General features: G+C 61.5%; 12 protein-coding genes. 8 read left to right on the top strand and 4 right to left on the bottom strand.

The window, feature by feature from the left end:
• The first annotated feature begins 11 nt into the window (after positions 1-11).
• The 4 genes from zur (at position 12) to B2J77_RS00505 (ending at position 2875) form a co-directional block, all read left to right on the top strand.
• A complete protein-coding gene (zur, locus tag B2J77_RS00520) occupies positions 12-497 on the top strand; it encodes a zinc uptake transcriptional repressor Zur (protein ID WP_078477782.1) in 486 nt (161 codons plus the stop codon).
• Entirely contained in the window at positions 494-1267 is a 774-nt protein-coding gene (znuC, locus tag B2J77_RS00515; protein ID WP_078477781.1) for a zinc ABC transporter ATP-binding protein ZnuC, read from the top strand. The genes zur and znuC overlap by 4 nt, the downstream gene beginning before the upstream one ends.
• Positions 1260-2042, top strand: coding sequence for a zinc ABC transporter permease subunit ZnuB (gene znuB, locus B2J77_RS00510; RefSeq protein ID WP_078477780.1), 783 nt, complete (start codon positions 1260-1262; stop codon positions 2040-2042). Before znuC ends, znuB begins: the two co-directional genes overlap by 8 nt.
• 125 nt (positions 2043-2167) lie before the next feature.
• The gene (locus tag B2J77_RS00505; protein WP_078477779.1) at positions 2168-2875 is read left to right on the top strand and encodes a PA5502 family lipoprotein; all 708 of its coding nucleotides are present in this window, start codon (positions 2168-2170) and stop codon (positions 2873-2875) included.
• Positions 2876-2920: 45 nt separating this feature from the next.
• On the opposite strand, the gene katE is transcribed toward B2J77_RS00505, so the two are convergent.
• Positions 2921-5056, bottom strand: coding sequence for a catalase HPII (gene katE, locus B2J77_RS00500; RefSeq protein ID WP_058638715.1), 2136 nt, complete (start codon positions 5054-5056; stop codon positions 2921-2923).
• Between the two features lie 222 nt (positions 5057-5278).
• On the opposite strand from katE, the gene B2J77_RS00495 reads away from it, so the two are divergent.
• From B2J77_RS00495 to B2J77_RS00485, 3 genes are all read left to right on the top strand, one after another.
• A complete protein-coding gene (locus tag B2J77_RS00495) occupies positions 5279-6286 on the top strand; it encodes a methionine ABC transporter ATP-binding protein (protein ID WP_078477778.1) in 1008 nt (335 codons plus the stop codon).
• The gene (locus B2J77_RS00490) at positions 6286-6957 is read left to right on the top strand and encodes a methionine ABC transporter permease (protein ID WP_058603678.1); all 672 of its coding nucleotides are present in this window, start codon (positions 6286-6288) and stop codon (positions 6955-6957) included. Before B2J77_RS00495 ends, B2J77_RS00490 begins: the two co-directional genes overlap by 1 nt.
• A gap of 64 nt (positions 6958-7021) precedes the next feature.
• On the top strand, positions 7022-7792 hold the full coding sequence (locus B2J77_RS00485) for a MetQ/NlpA family ABC transporter substrate-binding protein (protein WP_058638717.1): 771 nt from the start codon (positions 7022-7024) through the stop codon (positions 7790-7792).
• A gap of 127 nt (positions 7793-7919) precedes the next feature.
• Here B2J77_RS00485 and B2J77_RS00480 read toward each other — a convergent pair whose 3' ends face one another.
• Positions 7920-8552, bottom strand: coding sequence for an SCO family protein (locus B2J77_RS00480; protein ID WP_078477777.1), 633 nt, complete (start codon positions 8550-8552; stop codon positions 7920-7922).
• A 355-nt stretch (positions 8553-8907) separates the two neighbouring features.
• Between B2J77_RS00480 and B2J77_RS00475 the strand changes: the two genes are divergently transcribed.
• The gene (locus B2J77_RS00475) at positions 8908-9549 is read left to right on the top strand and encodes a hypothetical protein (protein ID WP_078477776.1); all 642 of its coding nucleotides are present in this window, start codon (positions 8908-8910) and stop codon (positions 9547-9549) included.
• A gap of 53 nt (positions 9550-9602) precedes the next feature.
• On the opposite strand, the gene B2J77_RS00470 is transcribed toward B2J77_RS00475, so the two are convergent.
• Positions 9603-11135, bottom strand: coding sequence for a SulP family inorganic anion transporter (locus B2J77_RS00470; RefSeq protein WP_078477775.1), 1533 nt, complete (start codon positions 11133-11135; stop codon positions 9603-9605).
• A gap of 190 nt (positions 11136-11325) precedes the next feature.
• Positions 11326-12045, bottom strand: a complete 720-nt coding sequence (locus B2J77_RS00465; protein WP_058603673.1) for a carbonic anhydrase — start codon at positions 12043-12045, stop codon at positions 11326-11328.
• Positions 12046-12192: the final 147 nt, after the last annotated feature.

Here is a 12192-nt window from a genome sequence, read left to right as displayed (position 1 = left end):
CGTCGCTGCCCATGTCCATTACGCCGCTGGCCAACCGTCCCCATGACCATTCCCATTGCGTGCACAGCGCCCTGGCCGAAGCCGACGCCTTGTGCGCCCGTCAGGGTCTGCGCCTGACGGCGCTGCGTCGCCGGGTACTGGAACTGGTGTGGCAGAGCCACGAACCGCTGGGCGCCTACGACATCCTGGCGGTGCTCAGCGAACAGGATGGTCGTCGCGCGGCGCCGCCCACGGTGTACCGCGCGCTGGACTTCCTCCTGGAAAACGGCCTCGTGCACCGCATCGCCTCGCTGAACGCCTTCATCGGTTGTAGCCATCCCGAGCATTCGCACCAGGGGCAGTTTCTGATTTGCCGGCTGTGCCATATCGCCATTGAACTGGAGCAGGCAAGTATCAGCGATGCCATCGTCGGCAGCGCCAGGCACGTGGGTTTCACGGTCGAGAACCAGACCGTCGAAGTCGTGGGCGTGTGCAGCAACTGCAAGGACGCGGCATGAGCGACGCGCTGATCCGGCTGGAGCAGGTCGGCGTCACCTATGGCGGCGAGGCCGTGCTCGACAGCATTGACCTGGCAGTCGCGCCGGGCCAGATCGTCACCCTGATCGGGCCCAATGGGGCGGGCAAGACCACATTGGTCCGCGCCGTGCTGGGCCTGCTAAAGCCACACCGTGGCTCGGTATGGCGCAAACCCCGGCTGCGCATTGGCTACATGCCGCAAAAAATCCAGGTCGACGCCACGTTGCCGTTGTCGGTGCTGCGCTTTCTACGCCTGGTGCCCGGCGTAGATCGCGTGGCGGCCTTGTCAGCGCTTCAGCAGGTCGGCGCCGAGCACGTGATCGACAGCCCGATCCAGACTGTGTCCGGGGGTGAAATGCAACGCGTGCTGCTGGCCCGTGCACTGCTGCGAGAGCCGCAGTTGCTGGTGCTGGACGAGCCGGTCCAAGGCGTTGACGTGGTAGGGCAGACCGAGCTTTACAACCTCATCACCCGACTGCGTGACCGCCTGGGTTGCGGCGTGTTGATGGTTTCCCACGACCTGCACCTGGTCATGAGTGCGACAGACCAGGTGGTGTGCCTGAATCGCCATGTGTGCTGCTCCGGTCATCCCGAGCAGGTCAGCGGTGACCCGGCATTCGTCGAACTGTTCGGCCAGACCGCACCGAGCCTGGCCATTTATCACCATCATCATGACCACAGCCACGACCTGCACGGTTCGGTGGTCGCCCCATCCCCCCATGTCCACGGAGCGCACTGCAAGCATGGCTGATTTTCTTCTCTACGCCCTGCTCGCTGGTCTGTCCCTCGCGCTGGTAGCTGGCCCTCTTGGCTCGTTCGTCGTCTGGCGGCGCATGGCCTATTTTGGCGACACCCTGTCCCATGCCGCCTTGCTGGGCGTGGCCCTGGGCTTCGTGCTGGATGTCAGCCCCACGTTGGCCGTCACCGTGGGCTGCCTGTTGCTGGCGATTCTGCTGGTGACCTTGCAGCAACGCCAGCCTCTGGCATCCGACACGCTACTGGGCATCCTGGCGCCCAGTACCTTGTCCCTGGGCCTGGTGGTGCTGAGCTTCATGCACGACGTGCGCATCGACCTGATGGCTTACCTGTTCGGGGATCTGCTGGCCATCAGCCCGACCGATCTTGCCTGGATTCTGGGCGGTACCGCCCTGGTACTCGTACTGATCGCCGTCTTGTGGCGCCCTTTGCTCGCCGTCACCGTCCACGAAGAACTGGCAACGGTCGAAGGGTTACCGGTTGCAGCCTTGCGCATGGCGCTGATGCTGCTCATTGCCGTGGTCATTGCGGTGGCCATGAAGATCGTCGGCGTCTTGCTGATCACTTCTTTATTGATCATTCCGGCGGCAGCTGCACAACGGCATGCGCGCTCTCCGGAGCAGATGGCTGTAGGCGCCAGCGTCATCGGCGTACTAGCGGTCTGCGGCGGGCTGGCCTTGTCATGGTTCAAGGACACCCCTGCCGGCCCATCCATTGTGGTGTGCGCTGCGGTGCTATTCTTGCTGAGTCTGGCCCTGCCCAAACGGTGAGCGAAAGGCTTACAAGGCCTGCCTTGCAACCTTCGGCGCAGTTAAGGGTCTGTAAGACCAGTTTTCGAGCGTGCGCACCTGGGTGTAGACTTGCTCGCTTTTTGCGCAAATAGAGAGCCGCAGGAATGAAGCCGTTTGCCTCCCGTTGTCTGCTTGTTGGCGTATTTTCCCTGTTCCTCGCCGCGTGCTCCCAAGCACCGGTCGAACAGGCCAGCACGCCTGCCCAGCCTGATGCATGGCAGCAATTGCAACAAAATATCGCCAGCAACGAGCTGGCTACCGCAGAAGACCAACTGGTCTCCCTGCAAGCGCAGTCGCCTGGCGACGGCCGCATTGAACAATACCAGCGCGAGCTGGCCGAAGCTTACCTGCAACGCAGTCAGATCATGCTGCAGAAGGGTGACGTGAACGCGGCGGTCACAGCCTTGGCGCGCGCGCGCGCACTCATGCCACAGGCTCCGGCGGTTACTGGCGGTGATGCCGTTTCACAAGCGCGCAAGGCCGAGCTGGCCAAGGCCGAAGCCGCACTCAAGGCTGCCGAAGCCAAGCCCAGGGCTCGAGTGATCGACCCCAGTGCGCCCAGCACGGTCATTGCGTTGGAAACCACCAACATCCAAGCCATGCGCCAGCAACTCGATGACATTGCCGCCGACGTGGTCAACTATGGTTGCGATGTGGTGTTCCAGGTGCCACGCAGCGCGGATGCGCCGTGGCTGAAGACATTATTGACCAAGCGTGTTCGCAAGATCGACAGCACCTTCGAGCTGAAACAGAAGCACGATATCCAGCGCGCACTGCCTGCTCAGGTGGTGCTGGTTCCCCACCAGCGCTAAGCCAGTGAACAGGGGCTGCGAGGCAGCCCCTGATACACCAGTGATTTAAGCAGGAACCGCTTCGGCAGCCGCTTCACGCTCCCACACGCGATGCCCTTCCACTGCCTTGACGAACGCGTCCATGGCCTTCTGGTCGTCGCCGGTCAGCAGACCTTTGTCTTCCTTCAGACCCAACGTTGCCAGCAGTTCCTGAGTCAGCACCATCGCCTTGAGGTGCTTGTAGCCCTCAAGCAGGAAGTGCTTGGCCAGGCCACTGGCCGCCATGGCATCGGTGGATGCCTTGCCAGCGGGTACGACGATGCCATCGAACATGATCGACGGCATACCTTCCATCGATGCATCCACCGGCAGTTGCGTACCGTCGGCGGCCTTCACAGGCGCGGAGGTCGGGCCCAGCAGCATGGGGCGAGCACTCTGCGCTTCCAGAGCCTTGACCATCTTGTCGACACTGGCAGCATCTACGCCGTTGGCGATCAGTACAGCGATCTTGCGACCCTTGATCCCAACCTTGCCCGGGTGGTTCATCTGGCTTAAGGCTGGCGATTTGGCCAGCTGGCTGCCCTTGACCTTGACGGTACCGGCTTTAGGGGCTGGCAGGCCTAGGTTTTCGGCCACGGCGGCTGCCAGCTTCAGGTCGATGTTGGCGAGAATTTCATTCACCTGGCGGGCGCGGATGTGCTCACGCTCGACCTTGCCCAATTCGAAGCTGTAGGCCTTGATGATGTGCTGCTGTTCGGTCGGGCTCATGCTCTGGAAGAACAGGCGCGCCTGGGAGAAGTGGTCACCGAACGAATCGCTGCGCTGGCGAATCTTGTGCGCATCGACGCGTTCCTGATAGGTCTCGAAACCGCCATCGCGAGGGCCGGGCGGGGTTTCCTTCGGCCAGCCACCATCAATGGAGTTGGGCTCGTAGGCGGCGCGGCCCTTGTGCACGATATGCTGGTGCATCGCGTCGCGCTGGTTGTTGTGGTTCGGCGCGACCGGGCGATTGATCGGGATCTGGTGGAAGTTCGGGCCACCCAGGCGGCTGATCTGGGTATCGGTGTAGGAGAACAGGCGACCTTGCAGCAACGGGTCATTGGTAAAGTCGATGCCCGGCACGATGTGGCCTGGGCAGAATGCAATCTGCTCGACCTCGGAGAAGAAGTTGTCCGGGTTGCGGTTGAGCACCATCTTGCCCAGTGGCGTGACCGGTACCAGCTCTTCGGGGATGATCTTGGTCGGGTCCAGCAGGTCGAAGTCGAACTTGTGCTCGTCGGCCTCAGGCACGATCTGCACGCCCAGTTCCCATTCCGGGTAATCGCCGGTTTCGATGGCTTCCCACAGGTCACGACGGTGATAGTCGGTGTCCTTGCCCGCCAGCTTTTGCGCCTCGTCCCACAGTACGGAGTGCACGCCCTCGCTGGGCTTCCAGTGGAACTTGACGAAGTGGGCCACGCCTTCGGCGTTGACCAGGCGGAAGGTGTGCACGCCGAAGCCTTCCATCATGCGCAGGCTGCGCGGAATGGCACGGTCGGACATGGCCCAGACGACCATGTGCGCCGATTCAGGCACCAGCGAGACGAAGTCCCAGAAGGTGTCGTGAGCCGAACCGCCGGTAGGGATCTCATTGTGCGGCTCGGGCTTGACGGCGTGTACGAAGTCCGGGAACTTGATCGCGTCTTGGATGAAGAACACCGGCATGTTGTTGCCGACCAGGTCGAAGTTGCCTTCATCGGTGTAGAACTTCACGGCAAAGCCGCGCACGTCACGTACCGTGTCACCAGAGCCGCGCGGCCCCTGTACGGTGGAGAAGCGTACGAATACCGGGGTGATCTTTTCCGGGTCTTGCAGGAAGCCGGCCTTGGTCAGTTCGGCGTGGCAGCCATAGCTCTGGAAATAACCGTGGGCACCGGTGCCTCGGGCATGGACGATACGCTCCGGGATGCGCTCATGGTCAAAATGGGTGATCTTCTCGCGCATGATGAAGTCTTCAAGCAGCGAGGGGCCGCGGTCGCCGGCCTTCAAGGTGTTCTGGTTGTCCGAGATGCGCACACCCTGATTAGTGCGCAGCGCCTGCCCGGTGGCATCGCTGCGGTCTGCTTCCAGGCTCTGCAGCTTGGCATTGGTATTGGCCCGATCCGGGGTCTGGGTACCTGCGGCCTCGCTGTGCTTCGGCGCATCCTTGTTCTTGCTGGGCATGGTTGGCTTTCCTCATCAGTCTTAAGGTGCCCGATCGGGCTTGTCCAGCTAGTGACTCGGCCAGAGGCGCGAGCGTTCCATCGGGATGACCAGCTGTCGCCATATAGCGTTCAGATTGGTCAGAGGCAAAATAAATGCTAAGAACAGCGGTTATAAAAGGCTAAAATGCGGCCCCCAGCCCACCGCTGAATCAATTTCCATGCGCCCCACAAGGTTCGCTACGTGATCGAGTTCCAACAGGTACACAAGACTTACCGCGTTGCCGGTAGAGAAATTCCCGCACTGAATCCCACGACCCTGACGATCGAGGATGGCCAAGTGTTCGGCCTGATCGGCCATTCCGGGGCCGGCAAGAGCACCATGCTGCGCCTGATCAATCGCCTGGAAGAGCCTTCCGGCGGCAAGATTATCGTCGATGGTGAAGACGTCACCGCCTTCAATGCCAATCAATTGCGCGGTTTTCGCCAGCAGGTCGGCATGATTTTCCAGCATTTCAACCTGCTGGCTTCCAAGACCGTTGCAGACAACGTCGCTCTGCCGCTCACCCTTGCTGGCCAATTGTCGCGCGCCGAGATTGACAAACGCGTGGTCGAGCTTCTGGCCCGGGTCGGTCTGTCGGACCATGCTCGCAAGTACCCTGCACAGTTGTCGGGCGGTCAGAAGCAGCGCGTCGGCATTGCCCGTGCCTTGTCGACCAACCCGAAGATCCTGTTGTGTGATGAGGCGACCAGCGCCCTGGACCCGCAGACCACTGCCTCGGTACTGCAGCTACTGGCCGAGATCAACCGGGAGCTGAAACTCACCATCGTGCTGATTACCCACGAAATGGACGTGATCCGCCGCGTCTGCGACCGGGTAGCAGTGATGGACGCCGGTCAGATCGTCGAGCAAGGCTCGGTGGCGGATGTGTTCCTGCACCCGCAGCACCCCACCACCAAGCGCTTCGTGCAGGAAGACGATCACGTCGATGAAGGCGAACAGCGCGACGACTTCGCCCATGTGCCAGGCCGCATCGTACGCCTGACCTTCCAGGGCGAAGCCACCTACGCGCCGCTGCTGGGTACCGTTGCCCGTGAGACCGGCGTGGACTACAGCATCCTTGCCGGGCGTATCGATCGCATCAAGGACGTCCCCTACGGTCAGCTCACGCTCGCCCTGATTGGCGGCGACATGCAAGCGGCCTTTGCCCGCTTCAAGGCCGCGGATGTTCATATGGAGGTACTGCGTTGATGGACGCCTTGAGTTTCTTTGCCAACGTCGACTGGGCCGAAATCTGGCTGGCAACCGTCGATACCCTGATCATGCTGTTCGGCTCGCTGTTCTTCACCGTGCTGCTGGGCCTGCCGCTGGGCGTGCTGCTGTTTCTGTGCGGTCCGCGCCAGATGTTCGAACAAAAGGGCGTGTACGCCTTGCTGTCGCTAGTGGTCAACGTGCTGCGTTCGCTGCCGTTCATCATCCTGTTGATCGTGATGATCCCCATCACCGTGCTGATCACCGGCACGTCGCTGGGCGTGGCGGGTGCGATTCCGCCCTTGGTAGTGGGTGCCACGCCATTCTTCGCCCGCCTGGTCGAAACCGCTCTGCGCGAAGTGGATCGCGGCATCATCGAAGCCACACAGTCCATGGGTGCCACCACGCGCCAGATCATCACCAGCGCCCTGTTGCCCGAGGCCCGGCCAGGGATCTTCGCCGCGATCACCGTCACGGCCATCACGCTGGTTTCCTATACCGCGATGGCCGGTGTCGTGGGTGCGGGTGGTCTGGGGGACCTGGCGATTCGTTTCGGCTACCAGCGTTTCCAGACTGACGTCATGGTCGTGACCGTGGTGCTGTTGCTGGTGCTGGTGCAGGTCCTGCAAAGTGTCGGCGACCGGCTGGTTGTGCATTTTTCCCGTAAGTAACCCCAATGGGGTCGGCTCGGCCGACCCGTTCGGGGGCCGTCGCGGCCCTCACAAGGAGTGATCAATGAAGAAGCTGCTTGCTGTCGCTGCCGCCATCGCGGCCTTCTCGGCCCAGGCCGATACCCTGACCGTCGCTGCTACGCCGGTACCCCACGCCGAGATCCTCAACGTGGTCAAGCCGCTGCTGGCCAAGGAAGGGGTAGAGCTGAAGGTGAAGGAATTCACCGACTACATTCAGCCAAACGTGCAGGTGGCGGAAAAGCGCCTCGACGCCAACTTCTTCCAGCACCAGCCTTACCTCGATGAGTTCAACAAGGCCAAGGGTACCGATCTGGTGAACGTGACTGGCGTGCACATCGAACCGCTGGGCGTTTATTCCACCAAGATCAAGAAGCTCGACGAACTCCCATCCGGCGCTACCGTGGTCATCCCCAACGATGCCACCAACGGTGGCCGTGCCCTGCTGCTGCTGGACAAGGCCGGCGTCATCAAGCTCAAGGACAACAGCAACATCCTCTCCACCGTGAAAGACGTTGCCGAGAACCCGAAGAACATCAAGTTCCGCGAACTAGAAGCGGCCACCATCCCGCGCGTGCTGACCCAGGTCGATGCCGCCCTGATCAACACCAACTATGCGCTGGAAGCCAAGTTGAACCCGGAAAAGGATGCGCTGGCCATTGAGGGCAGCGATTCGCCTTACGTGAATATCCTCGTCGCGCGTCCGGACAACAAGGACAGTGAAGACATGAAGAAACTGGCAGCCGCCCTGCATTCGCCCGAGGTGAAGCAGTTCATCACCGAGAAATACAAAGGCGCTGTAGTACCCGCGTTCTGAGCCTGCACCCTGGGTCGCCAAGCGGCCCAGGGTGAGGTTGCCATTTGGAGCGTGACGCAAGCACGGGGGTCATGCGCCTGTGCTATCGCTCCAGAGGCCAGGTCCCGCGCAGGGCCCTGACAGATGCTCAGTCGCCCCGGACCAGACCGGGCAGGCGGGCCACCAACTTCTTGCTGTCGAACGGCGCACGAATGAAGCCACGCTGACTGCCGTCCGGGCCGACGATTGCCAGGTTGCCACTGTGGTCCACGGTGTAACCGGGCTTGCTGGTGTCGGCAGGGATGAAGGGGATGCTAAGCGCATTGGCCAGCTTCTGGGTATCTTCCACGGAACCGGCCAACCCCACGAAGTCCTTGTCGAAGTAACCCAGGTATTGCTTGAGCTGGCTCGGCGTGTCGCGGTTGGGGTCCACGCTCACCAACACCACCTGCAAGCGGTCCAGCGCCTGCTTGGGCAGTTCACTCTTTACCTGTCGCAGCTGCGCCAATGTGGTGGGGCAGATGTCCGGACAGTAGGTATAGCCAAAGAACAGCAGCGACCACTTGCCTTTCAACTCATCCAGCTGCACCGGCTGGCCGTTCTGGTTGGTCATGGTCACGTCAGCCACCGTCCGGCTTTGCGGCAGCAGGATGATGCCGGCATCGATGAGCTCGGTAGCGCTCGGTGGGCGCTTGGCGTTGAGCACATTGTTGAGGATCAGGCCCATGATCACGACGATCAGGGCAGCGATGAGGAAGACGGCTTTCTGGGTTCGGGTCATGGGCTCGATAACAGGTTGAGGTCGACGATAACTGCAATGAACAGCGCACAAGGTAGGCGCTAGGGTACGCCATGCCGGCGTGCTACGCATGCGGCGCGGCGCCACGGTTTGCATTGGTCTTAATGGGCTGTGCGGGACGATTAGCACAGTGCACCCGGTTTTCATGAAATGAACTTCATCAACAGCCCAATGGCTCTAAATCGGTGTAATTGAAGGGGAACAGTCACGCAGGAAGCGCCATATATGCTGGATACGACAGGCATCGGATCCGTTTATAACAAATGGATCTTAACTTAATTGAATATCCAGCTAAGTTAGTGTCTTCCGTTTGAAACGATTTGTCCTTGGAGTTGTCATGAACATCGCTGCTGTACGCGAGCAGGTGAATCAAGCCCACCAACATGAAGGCCAGACCGGCCAGCTGAAAAAACGCCTCGCGCTGCAACTGCCGCACCTGCACCCTTCCATCCAATTGCCGGAGCAGGGTGCTCAGGACACGTTGGCGCGCTTTGTGGGTGCCTACATCGATCAAGTGCCGGAACTGCTTGAAGCGGCCCACGAGGTGGCGCGTGAAGCCGGTATTGAGTCGCAGATCAAGCCCGTACTGAAGATTGCCGAGGCCTACTTCCTGCAGCCGCCTAGCGTTATGCAAGGGCATGTCGGCCTGGACTGCCTGCTGGACGAGGCCTACCTGGCCCATCGCCTGGTGGAGGAGGTCAACGACCTGTATATCCGGCACTTCCAGCAGCCACTCATCCCCGTCGATACCACCGTTGCCAACCTGATCGCTCACCAGCTGATCGGCGAGGCGTTTGCCAATCAGCTCGATGAAGTGGTGCACCACTCGGTCGATGAAATGCTCGACGACGAGAGCTTCGCCGTAGAATCTGTGGAAGCCTACCGTGAAAAACTGAGCAGCCCCGAAACCGGCGCGGCCTGGAAGCGTTGGCCCTGCCTGTCACGTCAGCTGGGCGTGGAGCTCGGCCAGCCGGCCTGAGCATGGCCGGGCTGGCCAATCGTGCGATGGCCAGCCTGGGCCATAGCCCGAGGTCAGGCGCCCACGCCGGACGTGGTGCGTAACCGTCCTTCCACCCGTCGTTTCAAGCGCTTGTGCTCGACTCGAAGCTTGGAACCACTGGCCGCATTGCTGCGGCTCCAGTCTTCGAGCAATTCCAGACACGCGTGGTCGATATAGCTGAGATTGCCCAGCGGCACATGCAACGTGGTGCCGGCGGGTACGCCGTCTAGCACCTTGGTCAGCGCCGGCACCTTGAGAAAGGTTGCCGCGCCGCTCAGGCGAAGTTCCATGTGCCCGGCCTTGGGCAGGTCCACCAGGCTGATCTTGAGGCGTGCGGCCTTGAAGGCGAGCTTGAGCAACGTCAGAGCAAAGCCCAACAAGACGCCCGTGAGCAGGTCGGTGAAGATGATCGCCAGGGCGGTAGCCGCATAGGTGAACATCGGCATCCGGCCATAACGCCCAAGGCCCCTGAAGGCTTTGAGATCGATCAGTTTTATCCCGGTAAACACCAGCACACCGGCCAGGCTCGCAATCGGAATCTGCTGCAGGATGCTGCTGAGCACGACCACGAACGCCAACAGCCACACGCCATGCAGAATCGCCGAAGCCCGGGTTTGTGCGCCGGCCTGAACGTTGGCCGAGCTACGCACGATCACGCCGGTCATGGGTAGCGCGCCCAGTATCCCGCACAGCATGTTGCCGATGCCTTGGGCCGACAGTTCCCGGTCGAAATCCGAACGCTGGCCACTGTGCATGCGGTCCACCGCTGCGGCAGACAACAAGGTTTCGGCGCTGGCGATGAATGCCAGTGCAAAGGCCGCCACCAGCAGGCCAGGGTCAGTCAGTTTCATCAGGTCATCGAAGCGAATCCAGTCGATGGCCTCGGACAAGTCCGCCGGTACCTCTACGCGGTTCACCGGCAGCGCCAGCCACAGGCTGATGGCAGTCATGGCTGTCACGCCCAGCAACGCTCCCGGAATGAAGCGCAAGCGTTGTGGCCGCAATCGCTCCCAGCCCCACATGATGAGCATGGTGCCCAACCCCAATGCACCGGCCTGCCAACCCATGCCTGCGCTTTCCAGCGGCAACGCCCCAGCGACGGTTGCCGGGAACGCCAGCAGGTTCTGCATGCCCGACGGTTGAGGCGCGGTGTCGAACATCACATGGACTTGCGACAGCACGATCAGTACCCCGATACCCGCCAGCATGCCGTACACCACCGCCGGCGCCGTTACTCGGAACCAGCAGCCCAGGCGCAGGCGCCCGGCCAGCAACTGCAGCAAGCCTGCCAGAAGCAGAATCGGCCCGAGCATGGCCATGCCGTGCTGGCGCACCAGTTCGAAGACCAGCACCGCCAGCCCAGCTGCCGGTCCGCTGACCTGCAACGGGGAGCCGGCGAGAAAACCGACGACAATGCCGCCGATGATACCGGTGATCAGCCCCTTGGCCGGCGGCATGCCGGAGGCGATCGCAATGCCCATGCACAAGGGCAGGGCCACCAGAAAGACCACTACCGAGGCCAGCAACTCACGCGGCAGGGCCGCTTTCAGCTGTGTAATGTTCACCGTAATACTCCTTTCTCTATCGCACGGCCATTCCTCTGGCCGTGGGCACGTTTAGCCCCGACAGGCGCGCAGCAGCAGGCCGCCAGCGCAGCAGCCGGCACACCAGTCAGGGAATTCAGGGCAGCAGACGGCCACGCCACACCCCAACGGGGTGTAGCCGGCCATCAAGGTTCAGCGGTGGTCGGGTCGCTTAGTAGCGGCCTCTCGGCGTGGCGCAGGGCACTGGCTGGTCTGCCGACAGCGGCAGGAAGCTGTCGCTCAAGGCGTCGTAGGCTTCGATCTTGCTGGTCTCGATGTCGTACACCCAGCCATGGATATACAGCTCACCCGCGGCAAGACGCGAGGCGACGGAGGGGTGCGTACGCAGGTGATGCAGCTGGGCGATGACGTTTTCCTTGGTCAGCACCTGCATGTTCTCATGCTCGGTTTCGCACGAGCAGTTGTTCTCTACCACGGTGCGGGCTACTTCGGCATGACGCAGCCATGCGCTGACGGTCGGCATCTTGGCCAGCGACTGCGGGTTGAGCACGGCGCGCATGGCGCCGCAGTCGGAGTGGCCGCAGACGATGATGTGATGCACTTTCAACGCCATGACGGCGTACTCGATGGCGCTGGAAACGCCGCCGTTCATCTGTCCATAAGGGGGGACCACGTTACCGACGTTGCGGGTGACGAACAGATCGCCCGGCGAGCTCTGCGTGATCAGCTCCGGCACGATGCGCGAGTCGGCGCAGGTAATGAACATGGCGCGCGGCGTTTGCGCCGTGGCGAGTTTCTTGAACAGCTCTTGCTGCTCAGGAAAAACATCATGATGAAAGCGCAGGAAGCCGTCGACAATGTGCTTCAGGGCGGCATCGGCGCTTTCCGCAGGGACCTGCGGCACGACCTTGGATGGGTCCTTTACGGGCATGATTCATCCTCTTGACGGTGAGTAGGCAAATCCATTTTACCGGTGAAAGATTCTGGCAATGCTGGGATTTAGATGACAGGCATTGAGCATAAATCACAGTCGGTGTGGACTGATTTCCTACGCTAGCCGGGAAAACTTAACTGAAAC

The sequence above is a fragment of the Pseudomonas parafulva genome (assembly GCF_002021815.1).
Lineage (GTDB): Bacteria > Pseudomonadota > Gammaproteobacteria > Pseudomonadales > Pseudomonadaceae > Aquipseudomonas > Aquipseudomonas parafulva_B.
The sequence above is the reverse complement of the archived record's forward strand: the minus strand, read 5'-3'. Positions and strand labels throughout refer to the sequence as shown.